Annotated in this window: 15 protein-coding genes and 2 pseudogenes; 6 read left to right on the forward strand and 11 right to left on the reverse strand. The window is 42.5% G+C overall.

Going from position 1 to position 18,158, the window contains the following annotated elements:
- Position 1: 1 nt before the first annotated feature.
- The 7 genes and pseudogenes from FLM53_RS14210 to rplY form a co-directional block, all read right to left on the reverse strand.
- Positions 2–2,656: a hypothetical protein gene (locus tag FLM53_RS14210; protein WP_176681543.1), complete on the reverse strand. Its 2,655-nt coding sequence runs from the start codon at positions 2,654–2,656 to the stop codon at positions 2–4.
- 442 nt (positions 2,657–3,098) lie between these two features.
- Complete coding sequence (locus FLM53_RS14215; protein WP_102541401.1) at positions 3,099–3,302, reverse strand: hypothetical protein; 204 nt, start codon at positions 3,300–3,302, stop codon at positions 3,099–3,101.
- Between the two features lie 221 nt (positions 3,303–3,523).
- Positions 3,524–4,345 (reverse strand): annotated as a pseudogene (locus tag FLM53_RS14220) (restriction endonuclease).
- 93 nt (positions 4,346–4,438) lie between these two features.
- Positions 4,439–4,530: pseudogene (locus FLM53_RS14225) on the reverse strand (IS5/IS1182 family transposase); the annotation flags it as partial.
- Positions 4,531–4,946: 416 nt separating this feature from the next.
- On the reverse strand, positions 4,947–6,071 hold the full coding sequence (locus FLM53_RS14230; RefSeq protein ID WP_176681542.1) for a hypothetical protein: 1,125 nt from the start codon (positions 6,069–6,071) through the stop codon (positions 4,947–4,949).
- Positions 6,071–6,622 (reverse strand): DUF4365 domain-containing protein, encoded by a 552-nt coding sequence (locus FLM53_RS14235; protein WP_102541399.1) that lies wholly within the window; start codon positions 6,620–6,622, stop codon positions 6,071–6,073. Before FLM53_RS14235 ends, FLM53_RS14230 begins: the two co-directional genes overlap by 1 nt.
- 740 nt (positions 6,623–7,362) lie before the next feature.
- A complete protein-coding gene (gene rplY, locus FLM53_RS14240; RefSeq protein ID WP_132763680.1) occupies positions 7,363–7,641 on the reverse strand; it encodes a 50S ribosomal protein L25 in 279 nt (92 codons plus the stop codon).
- Between the two features lie 369 nt (positions 7,642–8,010).
- Here rplY and FLM53_RS14245 point away from each other — a divergent pair, with 369 nt between their 5' ends.
- The 3 genes from FLM53_RS14245 (at position 8,011) to FLM53_RS14255 (ending at position 10,661) form a co-directional block, all read left to right on the forward strand.
- The gene (locus FLM53_RS14245) at positions 8,011–8,739 is read left to right on the forward strand and encodes a glycosyltransferase (protein WP_176681541.1); all 729 of its coding nucleotides are present in this window, start codon (positions 8,011–8,013) and stop codon (positions 8,737–8,739) included.
- A gap of 14 nt (positions 8,740–8,753) precedes the next feature.
- Positions 8,754–10,061 carry an LssY C-terminal domain-containing protein gene (locus tag FLM53_RS14250; RefSeq protein WP_176681540.1) on the forward strand — a complete coding sequence of 436 codons (1,308 nt, stop codon included), beginning with the start codon at positions 8,754–8,756 and terminating at the stop codon, positions 10,059–10,061.
- Between the two features lie 219 nt (positions 10,062–10,280).
- Positions 10,281–10,661 carry a VOC family protein gene (locus FLM53_RS14255; RefSeq protein ID WP_176681539.1) on the forward strand — a complete coding sequence of 127 codons (381 nt, stop codon included), beginning with the start codon at positions 10,281–10,283 and terminating at the stop codon, positions 10,659–10,661.
- A 105-nt stretch (positions 10,662–10,766) separates the two neighbouring features.
- On the opposite strand, the gene FLM53_RS14260 is transcribed toward FLM53_RS14255, so the two are convergent.
- The 4 genes from FLM53_RS14260 to FLM53_RS14275 form a co-directional block, all read right to left on the reverse strand.
- On the reverse strand, positions 10,767–12,116 hold the full coding sequence (locus tag FLM53_RS14260; RefSeq protein ID WP_176681538.1) for an ATP-binding protein: 1,350 nt from the start codon (positions 12,114–12,116) through the stop codon (positions 10,767–10,769).
- Positions 12,117–12,243: 127 nt separating this feature from the next.
- A complete protein-coding gene (locus FLM53_RS14265) occupies positions 12,244–12,903 on the reverse strand; it encodes a response regulator transcription factor (protein ID WP_004741316.1) in 660 nt (219 codons plus the stop codon).
- A gap of 61 nt (positions 12,904–12,964) precedes the next feature.
- Entirely contained in the window at positions 12,965–13,363 is a 399-nt protein-coding gene (locus FLM53_RS14270; RefSeq protein WP_132763695.1) for a PepSY domain-containing protein, read from the reverse strand.
- Between the two features lie 168 nt (positions 13,364–13,531).
- Complete coding sequence (locus tag FLM53_RS14275) at positions 13,532–15,274, reverse strand: DEAD/DEAH box helicase (protein ID WP_176681537.1); 1,743 nt, start codon at positions 15,272–15,274, stop codon at positions 13,532–13,534.
- A 97-nt stretch (positions 15,275–15,371) separates the two neighbouring features.
- Between FLM53_RS14275 and rsuA the strand changes: the two genes are divergently transcribed.
- The 3 genes from rsuA (at position 15,372) to FLM53_RS14290 (ending at position 18,148) form a co-directional block, all read left to right on the forward strand.
- Positions 15,372–16,067, forward strand: coding sequence for a 16S rRNA pseudouridine(516) synthase RsuA (rsuA, locus tag FLM53_RS14280; RefSeq protein ID WP_017633289.1), 696 nt, complete (start codon positions 15,372–15,374; stop codon positions 16,065–16,067).
- Positions 16,068–16,271: 204 nt separating this feature from the next.
- A complete protein-coding gene (locus FLM53_RS14285) occupies positions 16,272–17,489 on the forward strand; it encodes a Bcr/CflA family multidrug efflux MFS transporter (RefSeq protein WP_176681536.1) in 1,218 nt (405 codons plus the stop codon).
- The gene (locus FLM53_RS14290; protein ID WP_176681535.1) at positions 17,489–18,148 is read left to right on the forward strand and encodes a DUF2913 family protein; all 660 of its coding nucleotides are present in this window, start codon (positions 17,489–17,491) and stop codon (positions 18,146–18,148) included. Before FLM53_RS14285 ends, FLM53_RS14290 begins: the two co-directional genes overlap by 1 nt.
- The last annotated feature ends 10 nt before the right edge of the window (positions 18,149–18,158 follow it).

Consider the following 18,158-nt stretch of genomic DNA (forward strand, 5'->3'; position numbering starts at 1 on the left):
ACTATACATCTAAGTTTCTTCCCAGCTTGTTAGCTAAAGCGTCAAAGACCTTTAAATGATTTTTTGCAAACTCGCTACGCTCACTTTTTTCCAGTTCTTCCTTAAGCTTATTCCAAAGTTCTTCCATACTTTCAAGCGGCATTTCTCCATCACTGATTTCCTTAGACAAGGCATCAGGGCTCAGATATTGCTTACCTTTGCCAGCTAGGGCTGTTATTGATGCAAATTTTTCACCCGCTTTTTTCCTTTTTTCTTTCGCTTGACTGTCGGTAAGAGACTGCTTTCTTGGAGATCCAGAACTGTTGGTAATCAGAGCTGACTGCTCACTAACACAGCTATTAATATCTACTCCTAGCTGAGTAAACACTGGATGATTCATCACAGCTTTTACAAAGCGAGCTTCAATCACTTCAGTACTCGAGAGTGTAGGGCCTATTTGTTCACTTCCTTCATCTTCACCCAAAGAGTCATCTACTTTTTCAGGCAAATCAACCCAACTGACATTTCTTTTATAAGTGCTAGACGAATTAGCGAAAGTCGCTTTTTCTCGAAGTGTAATATGTGAAGTGGTAAGAGCTAAGTTCGCTGGTACTACCCCTTTTGACTTTATAAAAAAGCCAAACGCATTCGCTACGATATAGCGAAAGCGAAGAATCCCATCAAGTAACTGCTCTTCAGGGTGTTCGCCCTTATGATACAGGTTTCTTAAAAGATTGAGCTGACTGAATGCCTTATTAAATACTGCCGAAAGTAACGCAACAAGTCGCGTTGAGTCTTTTATATAAGCTTGTACATCAAGTTGATTATCTTTAGTCCATTGAAGTAAATGACCCGAAAATTGATCAACAAGTGCACTATCACCTTCTTCGTGATCTGATTCCAAATTTTCTGCAATACTTCCTTCTTTTGAAAGATCTTCTTCAACTGTCTTCGTCGGATTTAGAGCATGAATTGAATAGAATGGAACCGTATTTAGAATCTCTCGAAACTTATTTCTTTTGTCTTTGTCAATAAGCTCTGCTTTTCCGTCTTCATCTACTTCTGATGTGTTTGAGGCTGCCGCCATAAACAACGATGTTGCAAGTAAATCAAAAGCTCGGCTAAAAAAGATTTTACGTTGTTGGTAGCCTTGAGTGCTGTAATACGCCCAATGAGTATAAATAGCTAACGCTATTGGGTTTTTAACATTCTTTGCGTTAGTCTCAGTGACTGACATATTGTCTGTATGCATTTCCAGAGGCGGCATGCTACGTAAAATTTTATCGTTGACGGTACAAGAAAGCAGGAAATTGTTGGTTTTTTTATCAAACGACTCTGCTGAGACTTTTTGTTCAGCAATAAAATCATACTGAGCCCAAGGTAAGCGTTCATTTGCTTGTTCTTGTACATTAAATGCCATCAACTGGTTCAACCGAAATGCTTTAGACTTGTGGACAAGTTGTATGGCTGACCGCGCCAACGCATATCCAGCGCCATGCTGCATTCCTTCTGACCAGATCAGCATACTCTCCCAGTCTTCTAGTGAAGTTTTACAATTAACGCCATCTTTGTGCATTGTCGATGGAGGAAGTAATCTAATTAACTGACCAACTTCACGAGCTGAGGTCGGTAACGGATAATCTGTGCTTTTTTCTTCACCATTGATTGGACCAAAAAAATATTTCTTTGAATCAACTTGATACTTTGTATACGACTTTTCGTTATTTGATGTCGATAGTTCAGGGTCGATGATCGTAAGATATGAGACAAGGTCCTCTATCGGCTTTAAAGCAATGCGGTAATGATTAGGCAACACCTTCGCTAAGTATGCTTCAGCCAATTTACCACTTTTCTGATCACCGTATAAATTCTTTTCTCCAAAGCTCCCACTTAAACTTTGAATTAAGTTCAGTTTTACCAAATGTTGATATAATTCCAAATCACCACTTACAAGCGGGATTATATCTGGACAAGAAAGTCGACGGCGAATCTCTTCTAGAACGGAATAAGCCTTATCTAACGCCATATCTACATCATCAATCGGTAGTACAATGGCATCGCATTTAAGAATGTTTTTTGCTGCTGCAACAAACTCATAGAATAGAGCATCAATTTTAATGCCTGAACTATACTGAATGATTTTATCTAAGCCGGTGTGGTCACTTCTTTCACCTGGTTGTTCTATGGCTTCCGCCAGATTGCGCAATGCCTTATAAAAATCTTGCTTATTCTTCTCCTGGTTCTCAGCTTCCTTTTGAAGAACACAAGAGCTAAGAGCATCAATCACTTGATTATAAATGTGGGCCACGAGGACATTGGTGAAACTGTCATGATCTTGCAGTAAGGTTGGGTCGATCAAAGGAGTAAAATACAATTTCGGTAGAGTTTTACCTTTTTCTGTTTTGACGTAATCCCCCCAGAGAGCTTCAGCGTTTTTCAGAAATACTGACTTACCAGTTCCTCGACCACCGCTGATTAGAATCGCATTATGGATATTCTGACTTCCATACCGACTTGAGTCCGACTTACTCTCGTATGAGAGCATCATAGAGGCTTGTTTACCAAAACATTCGAGGTGTTTAACCAAAGCCGTTGCCGCTTGCCTTTGCCACAGATCTTGAGAAGAAAATTGTTCATCGTATTCAGCTTTGTTGAGGTCCAGCTTGATCGATTTCATGAGTTAGCCTAGTGGTTGGGTGCTTATGTATTTACAGTGTGAAGTATCATATTTTCATCTGAATACTAAATCCATGAAAATCGCATAAACATAGGCCAAGATCATGATATTTGACGATTATCTCTCCAATTTGGATAGCTTCCAAAAACGGCTCTGAAGAAAAACGTATTTTCTAAATCGAGCATTGCTGGAAAGCCAACAACTATCTAAAAGCATACCTGTCATTATTAGTCTATAAAATAAGATTGATTACACCTATAGTTTGGCTTCATGGTGTCGAGAAGATTAAACTAATAAGCAACCATACATTATGCTTTGCTTTATGGTTTAACAAATTTCTAGAAAGAACGAAGGTGCAGGTTGTGAATGAGCAATAGTTTTTACAAACTTTGGGGCGAAAGAGATTCTGACGCGCCACTTAACACGCCATTGATTAACTAGACTACTTGGGGGTAACTTTACCCTCAGCTAAAAGCTCATTGCAACGTAACCTAGCTATAGCTTTTCTTTCCCCCTTTTCTTCTATAGCGGTGAATTGGGAATACAAGGCATCAAGACAACCGTCATATGTTCTCAAACTATCATCAATAAAGAACGACCATGCCATATATCCTATTATCGCGGTAACAATAATGTTCTTAACCATAATTCCAACCTTTAATTAGTTGTGTTTAAGCATTTTCTACTCTTGAAAGGTGCTCCTTCCACAGCCGGTACTAAAAGATTTACTGCTATGGGAAAAGTAATTCAAATAAGGCCCAACTAAACTGAGCGGGCTATCGACCCCAACATTAAAAGGGACGTTTTAAAGTTAAATAAGCACTGCCTTTCGATAGCAAACATTGATAATTTCGAACATGGAGCTCATTAGTTACAAGTGTAACGACATTTCGGATACGTAGAGCAACCATAAAAAGTCATTCCAGATTTAGCTCCTCTCTTAGCTACACGTATAACGAGTTAAGATTGGCAACTCGGGCAAATCTTGTTTTCACAGATCGCGGCTTGTGTAGGCGTAGGTATAGATGGTTTATTCTGAAAGCAGCGCCCATCTTCAATCATATGAACTAATTCACGGCCGTTGACCAACCACAAGCGTTTATCTAGGGAAAAGGCAATGGCTTCAGAAGTGAAGTCTCCCGACGTTACAATAATCATCTTACTGGTATTGTTCGCGATCATGAGACCGTACATTTCTCTTAGAACTTGCACTCCCACTTTGCGAGTCTTCCAATGCTTACATTGAACAAGGCTTAATTCATTATCCTTTGTAAGCCAAATATCAATACCACCGTCAGATTTCTGAGAGAAGGATTGTTTGACCAAATATCCTTGAGACTTAAAGTATTCACCAATATAACTTTCAAACTCTATGCAGTTTAGGTGATTTAGCTAGCGGTGAGGCATTTTTATGCGTTCTAATCTGAGAGCTCGTCGTAAGAAAGCTTCTATTCCTCTGGTACTGCTTGAAAAATGCTATCGGTGCAGGAAGTAAAAATAAGAACGTAAAGTATGGTGCCATCAAGGGTAAGTTTGGAGCTACAGCTTTAAAGATAAAATTATCACTTTCATGGCTAAGTTAGGAAATATATATGAAAGTCCAAAATAAATACATGCGGATAGTAATACGCTTAGCCACCATGGAGCATCCATTAAGGACCATATGATTCCATCACTTTTTCTTGTTATTTAAATTCACCCAGTAGCACATGGGTACATTAAAGCACAAGTCATAAACACTTGAAATAGTGAGGTTGTTGATAATTGCAGTGACACTTATTATGCCTCTTCATCTATCCAAAAGGTCAGAGAGCCACAGTTAATGAGTGATTGGTTGTATTGCTTCCAGTTGGTTTGTAACGAGGTTTAGGAATAGAGCTACGAGAGGTAGTGGACGTAGCTGAATCAGATCGTAGGTTCTTGATTTAGTTCCATTGAATTACGTAACAAAGCCGATGAGTGAATCAGTTAGGTATACCGCGCATAAACCGATATATAGTAAGCTTGTTCTTATGGTTAGGAGCTCTCAGGTTAGCGCCTAACCTGCGGCTTGGTTCTTCACGGTCATTTAAGCTCTATGATTTGGAAGTAAAAAACTGCTTGCGACCGTTTCAACGGCTTGCTTAGTTTGGTTGTTATAAGCCTAGTGATTTCCTCGCTATCAGTTTAACCTAACTTGTATCATCCAATTAATCTTTCTAGAGCAAGGTTTTTTAGAGCTCTAATATTTAAACGTGAGGGAAAACCGCCCGTAGGCGGTTAATTTTTCTGATTTTTCTGTTCGGTTGATTTATCCAAGTAAGTTTAGCTGCTTTGAGCTAGATGGAGAAATAATTGCGTCACTGAGGAAATAAGATGCTTTTTGGTTTTTTATTACCTTGGTGATTTTACCTGTGACATTTACTGTTTTTGTGGAATCGTTACTCATTTCAGCCATAAGTTCTTCAACAACTTTACGCTCTGCAATGACTTCACAGAGGCGCTCGCGTTTCTCAAGCCTAATTCTTAATTCTAAGCTTGAATTTCCTTCTCCTGGTGTTAAGTATCCATCAATATGTGCTTCAAGATTTACAATTGGAAAAGTTGTAGTGCCTGCAAACATTTTTTTGATTTTTTTAAAGGTTTCTCGGTGGCCACGATTGAAGCTTATTAAATTAGTTTCTAACCCCGGCTCTTTGTGTACAGGTGACCAATTGAAGTCATAATCGACGCTATCGACTTCATCTGTAAACGAATCAATTAAGCTTCGACTAATTTTTTCAGTAATACCTAGCTTTATTAAGCTAGTTAATTTTAGACTCTTTGGTTCGATTTTCTGTAAGGCAATTAACATCTCAGCAAGCTTAACATTGATCGAGCGGTTTGCTGGCTCTTGCTCTATTTGATTATTCTTTTCCGGTTTACTATCTTCCTCAGCAGTAAAAGGCGTAAGGTCAATTTCAACTTTATGTATAAATGAGCCGGCTTGAGGGACTAAGAGGTTCACCGATTCGAGATAGTGTTCTTCGAGTTTCTTCTTAAAGCCCTTTTTCGCAACTGAGTTTTTTTCTGCATTAGCTTTGATTAGCGAAGATATTGCACATAGAGCCGTTGTACCTGAAAAGAGACTTATTTTACCATGTGGTACGCCTTCACCACTGGTACGGATGCTGATGACATCAGTTTCTCTATTAGAAGCGTAGAGAGCCTCTATGACACTATCTATCGTTGAGTTTTCGCTGATAGCGATTACTTCGATAGCTTTGTCGTATAACTGAGGAGCAAGCTCATCGTTGATAAACTCTTCGCTAGGTAATTGAATTGATTTATTGTTTTGTTTTTTCCAAACCACCATAGCTCTACCACTTGAAACTTGTTCCCAATTATTTGCTTGGAGTAGAGCCGTAATGGAGTCATGATATTGTTGATTGTTCATCAGTAGACTCCTTTGCAGTTAAATAAAGGTATATCGAGGTTTGTTTGTTTCATCATCCACATCACGGCTTTAGGAGTCAACACTTGGCTGAATGGGATACGTACGGTTTTATTTCCTTTAGTCGTTTTGGGCTGCCCACCTAAATATAGCCAATAAGATGCATGATACATAGTGCAAGAAACCTTATTAAAATGAGCCCACTTTGATTGGTCGTTTGGAGCTACATGAAGAATTAATATTTTAGGGTGCATTCCCTTTGTAACAAGCTTGTTATAGTTCTTTGCTGGGAGTGGATACACTAACTCTTTATTCTTCATATCAAATTTGACAGCAGAACGTTGTACACATTTTAATTGTGTAGCGATATACGTTTCTTCATATAACCCCGGCAGATCCTTTGCTATCAGGGATATATCTATACCGAAATTATCTATTGCTGGTTCTGATGTATTTAAACCAGTTGCAGCAACAATCATTCGAATGACAGCTAAACTCATTTGTTCTTTTGATTGTGATTGTGCTGTTCCACCAGGGCCTTTTATAGAACTCATTTCTTACCTTATAACATCACTGAATACCAGGAGGCTCGACCTAAGTTCGGGAGCTGCTCATACTCGATATCTAATTTTTTGTACTATCTGGGTATTCGATTTAGTTGAAGCTTGAGACATGTAGTGCATCATCGGGTTACTGATAAAGTTTTTATTAATACTTCACAACAGCTATTCATGGTGTAAATTCTTAATCTACTAACTCGATACCATCATTGTTTATGCGGCAGTTGGGTCATCTGATAAAACTGGCGCCATACTGTTGTCAGTAATAGATATGCATCACATTGCGAACTTTAACTTAAACTAACACGATTTGGAAGTTTAAACTCTTAAAAAACAATGGATTACTTGTTTTTATTCTAATGTGTTTGGGTTCGTGCATATCAGCGCAACTAGATGCCAAGTTGTGTCCTAAAGCTACTGAGATAGTTTTTCCCATAGTTGAATTTAGTTAGAAATACGCCTAGTATTTTAATCAAGAAAAACTACTGTATAAGTCCACCTTTCGTCCACCCTTAATCCACCCAAGCAAGATTGGGATAAAGTGGGGGAGAGGAAAGTTTATTAGTTTCAGTGTATTGCGCGAGATTTACGACGTTTTTGAGGGCTCAAAAACGGTGAAACCCCGATGTTGGTAGCATCGGGGTTTCGAATTTCTAGATTTCTCGACTGGTAAGATCGATTATCTTTTCTATGCAGAAGGCTGGATTAATCCAATCTTATTCCTTGGTAGGGAATTAGATACGGATGAAGTCCATGTGCTCAACTTTAGGCTTGAACGCGTGACGTTGAACGTCTTGTGGCTTAACCTTAACTTCAGCGCCGTCAATCACTAGAGTGATTGCTTCGTAGAACTCAGGCTTGTCCATTTGGTTGATCACTTCAGCGTGAACAAGTTCGATAGATACAGCTGCTGCTTCACCACCGTAGATTACAGCTGGGAATTTACCAGCGTGACGTAGGCGGCGGCTCGCACCTTTACCTAGTTCAGTACGTACTACTGCTTCAAATTTCATAGTTTTACTCTCAAATTAGTAAAAATTAACTTCACACCTCAATGCGACCTTGAGTATGTGGTAATGCTTAGGCATAAACGAGTTCATGCTCAAGCGAGCGCGGATACTAACATCACATTCGAATATGAGCAAGTAAGAAGCCCATCACAAAGTGAATTTCCTTCGATAATTGGCTCGTTTGTAGATAAAACACTCGCTAGCCCCAGTTTATCCCTTTTTTGCTGTTCCTGTATCGCTATTTGAGTTCATTGATATTGGTGCGAAATCATTAAGTTAATGAACGGAAAATGAATGTTCACCTAAGGCTTGGTTAATGCTTGGTTGGGTAACCTTAGTGTTAATTAATCAGCAGAATGAACAGGTGAAAACATGGAACCAGTAAGTATTGTCGTTATTACATTGAACGAAGAGAAACGCATTAGCCGCTTGATGGAAGAGTTGAGCGTGCAAACCCATCAAGAGTTTGAAGTGATTGTTGTTGATTCAAACAGCGAAGACAACACAAGAGAAGTTGCTCAGGCTTACGAAAGTGCACTACCAAAACTCACCGTCCATCACATGCAAGAACGTGGCGTAAGCCTTGGTAGAAATACAGGTGCAGCTTTAGCTCAGTACAACAGAATCCTTTTCTTGGATGCAGACGTAAGCTTGCCTCGTAACTTCCTCGCTAAAGCGCTTTATGAGCTAGAAGAGAACAAGCTTGAAGTCGCTGGTGTGTACATGAGTTCAAAAGGGCTGCCATTGGTGCATAAGTTTGGCTACGGGCTATTCAACGCAGGTCTGTTTGCTACTCAGTTCTTTTTCCCTACCGCGATTGGTGCGTGTATTTTCTCTACCAAACGAGCGCATGATGAGATCGGCGGGTTCGATGAGGAAATCGTGTTGTGTGAAGATTGCGACTACGTAAAGCGAGCGAGCAAAACATGGCGATTTAGATTCTTGAACATGACGTTTGGCTTCGATCCACGTCGTTTAGACCAAGATGGTGTCGTGAAAACAGGCACAACTTATCTTAAAGCGAACGTAAGACGCTTCTTTAAAGGCGAAATGCGTAACAACGAGATGAACTACAAGTTTGGTCACTACAAAGAACAGTAAGGGCTGAGGTTGTTATGTTTGATGGACTAGGGCTGTTTTTGGGTGCATTAGGCGATGCACTCATTGGCCCGAACCTATTTGTACCGGGAGAGCCCTTTTTTATTGCTGCAGGCTTTCAACTGTATTCAGGTGCATGGATGGCGTTGGTGTTAGTTATGTTGGGTGGCTTTATTGGCGACCAACTCAGTTACTTCATCGGTTCAAAGTGGGGCGCAACCGCGCAAAAGAAGCTAATCAAATTTCGGCCAAAAACCAAAAGGCTGATCGCTCGGTGTCGTTATCTCATCGCGAAGAAGGGGATGTATATTATTGTCGCAGCGCGCCTGTTAGGGCCGATTGCTTGGGTGGTGCCTTTTATCGCTGGTTCTCACCGTGTTAAATGGAGCAGTTTTACGCTGTTCTCTTCGATAGGTTTGTTGCTTGGTGGCGGTCAATTTATCGCTTGGGGCATGTTGTTAGCACACGGCGTTGAACAGTTTCCGTTACTGGGCGCAGTTAAGGTTTTTCTCACTGAACATCAAAACTTATTGATTGGCTTAGTGGCAGTGTCGATTTTTATTGTTGTCGGCTACAAGCTTAAATGGCGAAAGCTAACGTTGAAAACCAGTGCCTTTTTAGTCGCTTGGTTGTGTTACGCAAACTACGCTCATTTCTTCTGGAAAGCTGATGACTTTCAAGCTCAACAAACATCGGCACAAGTGAGCACGGTCGATTTACAACAAGTGACTTATAAAGCATTTCCTGGGCTGTCGCCTATTTATGACGCGCAAGCAATCAATGTCGTGTATGTCGGGGAATCACCACGTGAGTTAATGAATCAACTGGGTTGGATAGAGAACCAAACTTTCTCTCGAAACGAGATTGAGTGGACTCATTACCTTGAGCTGCTTAAAGATAAGACGCCGCCCGTGTCTGACCTGTATTGGCGTAATCAACCACAAGACATGGCGTTTCAACTGCCGGGAAACTTGATGAAAAGAAGCCACATACGCTGGTGGAACGCTGGGCTAGACAGCAACAGCAATCAACCCAAGTGGTTAGGAGCAATCAGTTACGATGATGGTTTAAAAGTGACACCGTATTCTGGGATTGTGACCATACTTCATAAGATTGATCCGAATGTCGATGAAGAGCGTGATAGGTTGGCTCTGCAAATTAAAGCGGCTTACCCAAGCATCGAACTCGTCAATTTACCGCTCGCCAATGCTGAAGCAATAAATGATCAACATGACTACTATACCGACGGAAAGATTTTGGTCATTGGCGCAAGCTCGTACAGTAATGAGCAACAGACCCTAGATGTTGCGGTGAATGATATCTAGCCTTTAGGTTTTCTGAACTCTTTATAACACCCGTCAAATACGAACCCTGTTTGAATGCTAAATTCAACAGGGTTCGGTCGTTTCTACTTGTTCATCTCTGTTTATTTGTTCATACCGACTGAAGCCAACACTCTCTTTGAGTCATCCCCCAACTCTAACTTCGCCAACTTTGTCTATCCTAATTAAGGGTGAACAAGGGCGAAAGCTAAGGACAAAGTGATGCAAATGAATCCAGTTGGTTGGTTTGAAATCTACGTCGACGACATGGCGAGAGCTAAAACGTTTTACGAAGCTGTGTTTAAAGTGACGTTGGAGAAGCTTGATAACGAAACGGGCATCGATATTGAAATGTGGGTGTTCCCTTGCGAGATGGAAAAATACGGCGCGACAGGAGCCTTGTGTTCCATGTCCGACGTAAAGGCGGGAGGCAACAGCACTATGGTGTATTTCTCTTGTGAGGACTGTGCGACCGAGGCAAGTTTAGCGGCAGCGAACGGTGGTGTTTTGCAAGTACCTAAAATGGCGATTGGGCAGCATGGTTTTATCAGTGTGGTTATTGATACCGAAGGCAATGTCATTGGTCTACATTCGATGAGCTAACCCAGTTTGAGTTGTAACCATATAAAGATAAATCAGAAGTTTGCGTGTGATACGCAAACTTCTGATTTTTTACCAAAGGGCTAATGAGGATATGAGTTTCTTGGTTTAAGAAGCCTGAGATACTTTTAGAACAAGGGAGGCTTTCAAGCCGCCCATTGAGCTTTTACTGAGCGTTAAGCTGCCACGGTAACTGTGCGCCATCTCATTCACAATATTCAGTCCTAGACCGGTTCCGGGAGTGGTTTCATCGAGTCTTACGCCTCGCTTGGTCACTTGTTCGAGTTTCTCTTCGGGAATGCCTTGTCCGTCATCTTCAATGATCAACTCGACATTGCCGTCGGCCAGTTCATTAGCGTGAACGCGAATAATGCTGCCCGCCCACTTGTAACTGTTTTCGAGTAGGTTGCCGACCATTTCATCGAGGTCGGTTTTTTCGACAGCAACCTCAAGTTCAAAGTCCAGCTCATTGATCATTGTGACTTCATTGGCGGAATAAACTTTATCAAACGCCATTGAGATGGCTTCAACACGTTCACAAGGCGACGACTTCACAGAAAGGATGTTCATTGCACCCGCCATACGAGCACGACCAAGGTGATAATCTATCTGGCTTTGGATCTGCTGAATCGGTTGCTGTAATAGTTTCTTCTCGTTGTCAGGCAACGTCTCGATTTCATTTTTCATCACCGATAATGGTGTTTTCAATGCATGAGAGAGGTTACCCGCGTGGTTACGAGCACGTTCTAGTAATTCTTGGTAATGAAAGAGTAGGGCATTGAGGTCCGAAACTAACGGAGAGACCTCTTTTGGGTAGTTATCGCTTAGCCCTTGCTGTTCACCCTTTCTGAGCATCACCAACTCGCGCTGCATCTTACTAAGAGGTAATAGAGACCAGCTGACTTGAATACCAATTAGCATCAGCACGCCCACGAACAACAACATCAGAATCAACCATACTTGGCCCGTTAGTTCGGCAAGCGTCGACTCTAACGGATCTTCATCAATACCAATGGTGATGGTGATTGGGTCGCTCAGTGAAGGTAGGTAGATATCTTGTTCGATGTAAATCAACTTCTCTTTTTCAGGCCCTTTGATAGAGGTGTGAATAGGAGAACGCTTGATGGTGAGGTCTTTGTCCCACAGAGAGCGAGAACGAATGATTTGATCTTGGGTTGAGGCGCGCCAATAGATCCCACTGTAAGGTTGATTAAACCTTGGGTCAGACAAGCGCTCCGCCATGATAAGGTTGCCATTGTCGTTGGTTTCGATATTGGCGGTGAGCTCGTCCATAGTAAGGGAAAGCTGCTGCTTCATATCATCGACTAGGTAGTCGTTCACCAGTTTCGGTATTCCGACACCTGCCGCTAATATCATCGCACCAAGCCAAAAAGCCGCAGCGAGGAGCAAGCGGCTTTTTAGACTGATGTTTTTAAGAGTTCGTTTCTTTAGGTTCATGCATTTCCAGCCTGCCTTTGCCCACCGTTATTTAATTGCATTTCGATGATCAGAACAGGCTGTCCATTTAATTGGCTATTACACTGAGTCTCGTTGACGATTGCCTCTCGTGTAATTAGATAGGGCGCTACTCAGCATTCAGTTGGTAGCCAAGGCCACGCACCGTTTTGATGATCTTAGGTGCGATTTTCTTACGAATACGACCAATAAATACCTCAACCGTGTTCGAGTCGCGGTCAAAGTCTTGTTTGTAGATGTGCTCAACCAGTTCTGTGCGTGAGATAACCTTGTTTTGGTTATGCATGAAGTAAGCAACAACCTTATATTCCAGTGCGGTTAGGCTTACAGCTTGGCCTTGCCACAAAACTTTAGAACTGCGAGTGTCTAGGCTTAAATCACCAATTTGAAGAACTGGCGCCGCGCTGCCTGAAGCTCGGCGCAATTGAGCACGAATACGGGCAATCAACTCAACCATTTCGAATGGTTTAGTCAGGTAATCATCTGCGCCTGCATTCAAACCTTCAACACGCTGGGTTAAGGTGTCACGAGCACTCAAGATAATCACAGGCGTGTTAATGTTTTCGTCTCGAATGCCTTTTAAAACGGTTAAGCCATCAAGCTTAGGCAGTCCTAAATCGAGAACGATCGCGTCCCACTCTTCTGAGGTAGCACGGTAGAGTGCATCAATACCATCTTGAGAAAGTTCTGGAACCCAGTCGGCTCCCTCAAGTGTTTCAATAATTTGTTGGCCCAAACGAGGTTCGTCTTCAACGACTAAAATTTTCATAATTGTTCTTCTTAATTTTTGTAATGGTTGTTCGTCGTACTTAACTATTCGTCATGCTTAATTAGTCGCCGTGTTTAATTGCGTTTTTAAAGTTGCGGCCTTCAATTTTTAACATGTCCAACGTTTCGGCGTTGTATTCAACTTTGATGATGTTGTTTTGGAAGTTAATTTTTAGCTCATACACCCAAATATCATCATCTTCTTCTAGCTCGACTTTAATGATTCGGCCATGAAGATCGTTTTCTACTGCGGCATACATTTCAGAGAAAGGGCGAATATAGCCTTCTCGAACCGCTTCATAGACTTCGTCTTGATCTTCTTCGAATTCGATACGGGTTCCTGCTTTGTGAACGTCTTGTACTAGGTCGTGACCGTTATGATGTGAGTCAGCCCATGCGCCAGCAGAAACAAATAAGCCTAAGCTTATAGAAAACAAAGAAATCATAGCTTTACTAAACATAGCGAATCCTAGAGAAGGTTGATAGCGTTCAGTATAAAAAAGTAATTCTGAACAGAAAGTGAACCTGATTAATAATGAGAATTTGATACCGAAAAACTTAACGCTTAAATGGCGAATGCTTTAATACGCCAGACTAACGGCCAAGTGTTAAGAACGTAATACTTATTCTTAACGCTGCTGTAATTCGTCTTCGAATATCTTGTCTCTCATTTTCCAAAAGCGTCCAACTTTACGTGCAATCACGAATTGTGGTGGGCGGAATCTATGTTGGTGAGCAACCACTTTCGATGGCGACGCTTCCTCAAAGGGCCTGTGTCTATCCGCAAGGTGAGGGCGAACAAACTGGTCTTTGAAGTTTTGCTTCTGCTTCTTAGTAGTTAATGACCAAAACTCATGCACTTGCGCTTGGTTTTCACCACGGTAAGTGACTTTAAGCTGCGACTTGCCTTTATCGTCTTTAAGTACGTTGAGATCCATTTCTAAGCACTCAAACACCAAAGCATCTTTTAGGTTGAGTGCCTCTTTTAGCTTTTTGTCTGGGTCAACCAAGGTGGCGTCGCACTCATGACAAATACGTGCCGCAATGTCGTTGTCGGCGCCACACTCACCACAGTATTTGGCGCGGAAGCGATAGTTACAATGCTCGCGCTCTCCCGTGTCTTCATCGGTAAAGTAGCCTTGGCATTTACGGCCAAAGTGTTCAAGCAAGAAGCCGTTGCTGTCTAGCTTGCCCCAGAAGTTGTTATTGAAGCCGCAAGCCGGGCAAGGGATAGTGATGATTTCACTGTCTGAATCCGGTTTAGGATCACCGACTTCAGGTTGGTAAAGATCATAGCTGTTGCCTGCATAGTCGAGAACCAAACACTCCTTTTTACCTGGAGATAAACGTAAGCCACGGCCAACGATTTGTTGATACAAACTGATGGATTCTGTTGGGCGAAGAATCGCGATTAAATCAACGTGAGGTGCATCAAAGCCAGTGGTTAAAACCGATACGTTGACCAAGAATTTGATTTTACGTTCTTTGAAGTCGTTGATGATTTGGTCACGTTCGAGTGTTGCCGTATCACCAATCACAATCGCAGCTTCGCCTTCGGGTAGTAAGCCAAGGATTTCTTGAGCGTGTCGAACCGTGGCTGCAAACACCATGATGCCAAGCTTGTCTTGGGCGAGATGAATGATCTGGTCGACAATCTGCGGGGTCGCGCGTTTCGACTGCTCGATAACCATATCAAGCTCGGCTTCTTTGTATCGGCCTGTGCTTGCCGGTTTTAATTGTGAGAAGTCATAACTCAATACAGGCGCATCTATCATGCGGGCTGGAGTTAAGAAGCCTTCATCAAGCAAGTAGCGAATTGGTAGTTCAAAAATACAGTCGCGGAAGAAGCGTGGTTCGTCCGAACGAACCTGACCACGGGTGTGATATTGATAAATCCAACCCATGCCAAGACGATAAGGTGTTGCCGTTAAGCCGAGTACCTTGATGCCAGAATTATTCTCGCGTAAGTGAGTGATCACTTTCTGATAGCTACTGGTCTTTTCGTCAGGCACGCGGTGGCATTCGTCGATAACTAAGAGTGAAAATTGGTTAGAGAATGAATCAAGGTTACGAACCACAGATTGAACCGACGCGAATACCACTTGTTGGTCGGTCTCTTTACGGCCTAAGCCAGCCGAGAAAATCGAGCCTTTTAACCCATAACCTTCATATTTTTCATGGTTCTGTTCAACCAGCTCTTTTACGTGAGCAAGCACCAATACTCGACCTTTCGCAAGCCTTGCCAGTTCTGCGATCACAAGGCTTTTTCCTGCCCCTGTCGGTAGCACGAGAACAGCCGGAGTCTGGTGTTTTCTGAAGTAATGAATCACTGATTTTACGGAATCAGCTTGGTACGGGCGGAGTGTATACATATCGCGTCTTGTAAGAAGGAAAACAAATAGTGTGAAATAGCTCAACTAATTGAGCAAAGGTGACTATAATACCCGACTTAGATTAGTTGAGGTATTCATGCGTTTAGATAAATTTCTGTGCGATGCGTTAGGCGTCACTCGAAGAGAAGCAACACATTTATTAAAATCAAAAGCAGTGACAGTCAATGACGTCATTCAAAAAAGCGGTTCACTTAAGGTAACTGAAGAGTGTGTTGTTGAATGGCAGGGCAATGAACTGAATGTTCATGGTCCACGTTACATCATGCTTTATAAGCCAGAAGGCTTTGTTTGTTCGCATGAAGATGGCTCAAATCGCACTGCGTTTGAATTACTTGATGAAATCAAAATGGACAAGCTGCACTTTGCAGGTCGTCTAGATGTTGATACAACAGGTCTTGTTCTGATTACTGATGACGGCAAGTGGTCTCACCGCATCACAGCACCAAAACACAAGTGCGAAAAAATGTACCGTGTGTGGTTGGTTGATCCTGTAGAACCAGACTATGTTGAAAAATTCAAAGAGGGCATCCAGCTTAAGAGCGAAGATGGCCTAACACTTCCTGCACATCTTGAAGTACGTGCAGAACGCGAAGTACTACTAACGATTCACGAAGGCAAATACCACCAAGTAAAACGTATGTTTGCTGCGCTTGGTAACAAGGTAGAAGCACTGCATCGTGAACGTATTGGCGAAATCGAGATGGACGAATCTTTAGAATTAGGTGAATACCGTTACCTAACTCAGGAAGAAGTCGACTCTATCTGGAAGTAACCCTTAGTTAGAAGCTGTTTAAAATCAGCAAAACTGTTGATGGCAGAACATCGCTTTTAGCAGGAAATAGCCCTTTCGTTGTAAAGCCGACCATGGATAGCGTCGGCTGATGATGTTGACTGGTACTAGGAAAGTCTCAGCCAATCTTTTGACTTGCGTGCTCACGTAAGTCCCTAGCTCTATCAGTTGAACATTCGGAGAACCATGCAGACATCTACCACACAGAGCCCAAGCTCCCAACCTGAAACCCCTCAATTAGGCTTAATGCTGTTTTTGATTCTCGGTGCAATTGGCGCACTGACGCCGCTCGCGATCGATATGTACTTGCCTGCGATGCCGACCATTGCCAAAGATCTTGGTGTAACGGCGGGTGAAGTACAAATTACGCTAACAGCTTATACCGCAGGTTTCGCGTTGGGGCAGTTACTGCACGGTCCATTAGCCGACAGTTATGGTCGTAAGCCCGTGCTGTTGATTGGTGTGTTCCTGTTTGCTATTGCTTCTATGGTAAGTGCAACAACGCATGGCATTGAAGCGCTGACTTACATCCGTACCGCGCAAGGTTTTGCTGGTGCTGCCGCCGCCGTTATTATTCAAGCTGTGGTAAGAGACATGTTTGATCGTGAAGATTTCGCGAGAACCATGTCTTTCGTCACCTTGGTGATGACAGTCGCACCGTTAGTCGCTCCTATGATTGGTGGTTACTTGGCATTGTGGTTCGGCTGGCGTTCAATTTTCTGGGTATTGGCTATATTTGCGGTGATCGTAATCTTAGCGGTATCGATGAAGATTCCAGAAACGCTGCCAACGGAAAATCGTCAACCGCTGCGTTTCAAAACCACGATTCGTAACTATGCTCGTTTATGTAAAAACCCGACGGCAATGGGCCTGATTTTCTCAGGTGCATTCTCTTTCTCGGGAATGTTCGCATTCTTAACGGCAGGTTCTTTCGTTTACATCGACATCTATGGTGTTCGCCCTGATTTGTTTGGTTATCTGTTTGGCTTGAACATTGTCGCGATGATCTTGATGACGAGCATTAATGGTCGAATCGTGAAGAAGGTGGGCTCACACGCGATGCTAAAGTTGGGTTTATCCATTCAATTGTTCGCGGGTTTAGGTTTGTTGGTCGGCTGGTCATTAGACATCGGCCTATGGGGTATTGTGCCATTCGTGATGCTGTTTATCGGCACACTGTCTACCATTGGTAGTAACTCAATGGCACTGCTTTTAAGTGGATACCCGAACATGGCTGGTACAGCTTCTTCGCTGGCGGGCACATTAAGGTTTGGTACTGGTTCTGTGGTAGGCGCAATTGTCGCAATGCTACCAAGTGACACTGCAGGGCCAATGGCTATGGTGATGGCAGCATGTGCAATACTGTCAGCATTACTATATTGGACATTAGGAAAGAAGGCATAATGTCAAAATACTATATTGAAATTCAGAAGTTAGTGAACGATGCGCTAGGTGAGTTATACGCTCTGCATAAGTCAGGTAAAGCGATTGACGCACCTATTGCAAACAACCTTTACCTTGTACGTTGGGTAACCAAAGCGATCAAGGCTCAATCTTACGATCGCGTGATTGTGCCGGACTTAGTTCGCTGGCAAAAGCAGGGCCGCTCAAAGGGTAACAACTCTGATTTAACTTTTACCTTCAAACGTATCTCTGCGTTTTACGGTCAGTTTTTCCCTGAAGGCGAAGAGCCTAAAGCGCTAAAAGACAGCGATGTTGAAGCGTTTATGGACAAGATGTACGAGATGGGTTGGAGCGTATCAAGCGAAGACGAACTAACCACTGGCGGCAAAATTCAATTCTTTACCGATGGTGAACACTCATTTGCTTTATGTGGCAAGCAGTGTGACGACTCTTTCGATGGTGAGTTGATGGTTAAGCCAATGAACTGGTTTGTACGTGGTAACCACGCCGAGTTTATCCAAGCGGCGATGGAAGCGGGCTTTATGCTTCACAAAGTGACGGACTACAAGTCTGCAGTGAAGTATCACGGTGAATATATCGTATACCCAGCTAACCAAGGCAACCAACTGGCTGAGATTCCAATTAGCGTTATTGGCTAGTAGCGGATTC

This window comes from Vibrio sp. Scap24, from assembly GCF_013394185.1.
GTDB lineage: Bacteria > Pseudomonadota > Gammaproteobacteria > Enterobacterales > Vibrionaceae > Vibrio > Vibrio pomeroyi.

Excerpts from the sequence above, each read along its gene's own strand:
- FLM53_RS14285 (WP_176681536.1), top strand. The coding sequence starts at position 16,272 with ATGCAGACATCTACCACACAGAGCCCAAGCTCCCAACCTGAAACCCCT.
- FLM53_RS14270 (WP_132763695.1), bottom strand. The coding sequence starts at position 13,363 with ATGTTTAGTAAAGCTATGATTTCTTTGTTTTCTATAAGCTTAGGCTTA.
- FLM53_RS14265 (WP_004741316.1), bottom strand. The coding sequence starts at position 12,903 with ATGAAAATTTTAGTCGTTGAAGACGAACCTCGTTTGGGCCAACAAATT.
- rplY (WP_132763680.1), bottom strand. The coding sequence starts at position 7,641 with ATGAAATTTGAAGCAGTAGTACGTACTGAACTAGGTAAAGGTGCGAGC.
- FLM53_RS14235 (WP_102541399.1), bottom strand. The coding sequence starts at position 6,622 with ATGAGTTCTATAAAAGGCCCTGGTGGAACAGCACAATCACAATCAAAA.
- FLM53_RS14230 (WP_176681542.1), bottom strand. The coding sequence starts at position 6,071 with ATGAACAATCAACAATATCATGACTCCATTACGGCTCTACTCCAAGCA.
- FLM53_RS14255 (WP_176681539.1), top strand. The coding sequence starts at position 10,281 with ATGCAAATGAATCCAGTTGGTTGGTTTGAAATCTACGTCGACGACATG.
- FLM53_RS14275 (WP_176681537.1), bottom strand. The coding sequence starts at position 15,274 with ATGTATACACTCCGCCCGTACCAAGCTGATTCCGTAAAATCAGTGATT.
- FLM53_RS14210 (WP_176681543.1), bottom strand. The coding sequence starts at position 2,656 with ATGAAATCGATCAAGCTGGACCTCAACAAAGCTGAATACGATGAACAA.
- FLM53_RS14250 (WP_176681540.1), top strand. The coding sequence starts at position 8,754 with ATGTTTGATGGACTAGGGCTGTTTTTGGGTGCATTAGGCGATGCACTC.
- FLM53_RS14245 (WP_176681541.1), top strand. The coding sequence starts at position 8,011 with ATGGAACCAGTAAGTATTGTCGTTATTACATTGAACGAAGAGAAACGC.
- FLM53_RS14290 (WP_176681535.1), top strand. The coding sequence starts at position 17,489 with ATGTCAAAATACTATATTGAAATTCAGAAGTTAGTGAACGATGCGCTA.
- rsuA (WP_017633289.1), top strand. The coding sequence starts at position 15,372 with ATGCGTTTAGATAAATTTCTGTGCGATGCGTTAGGCGTCACTCGAAGA.
- FLM53_RS14215 (WP_102541401.1), bottom strand. The coding sequence starts at position 3,302 with ATGGTTAAGAACATTATTGTTACCGCGATAATAGGATATATGGCATGG.
- FLM53_RS14260 (WP_176681538.1), bottom strand. The coding sequence starts at position 12,116 with ATGAACCTAAAGAAACGAACTCTTAAAAACATCAGTCTAAAAAGCCGC.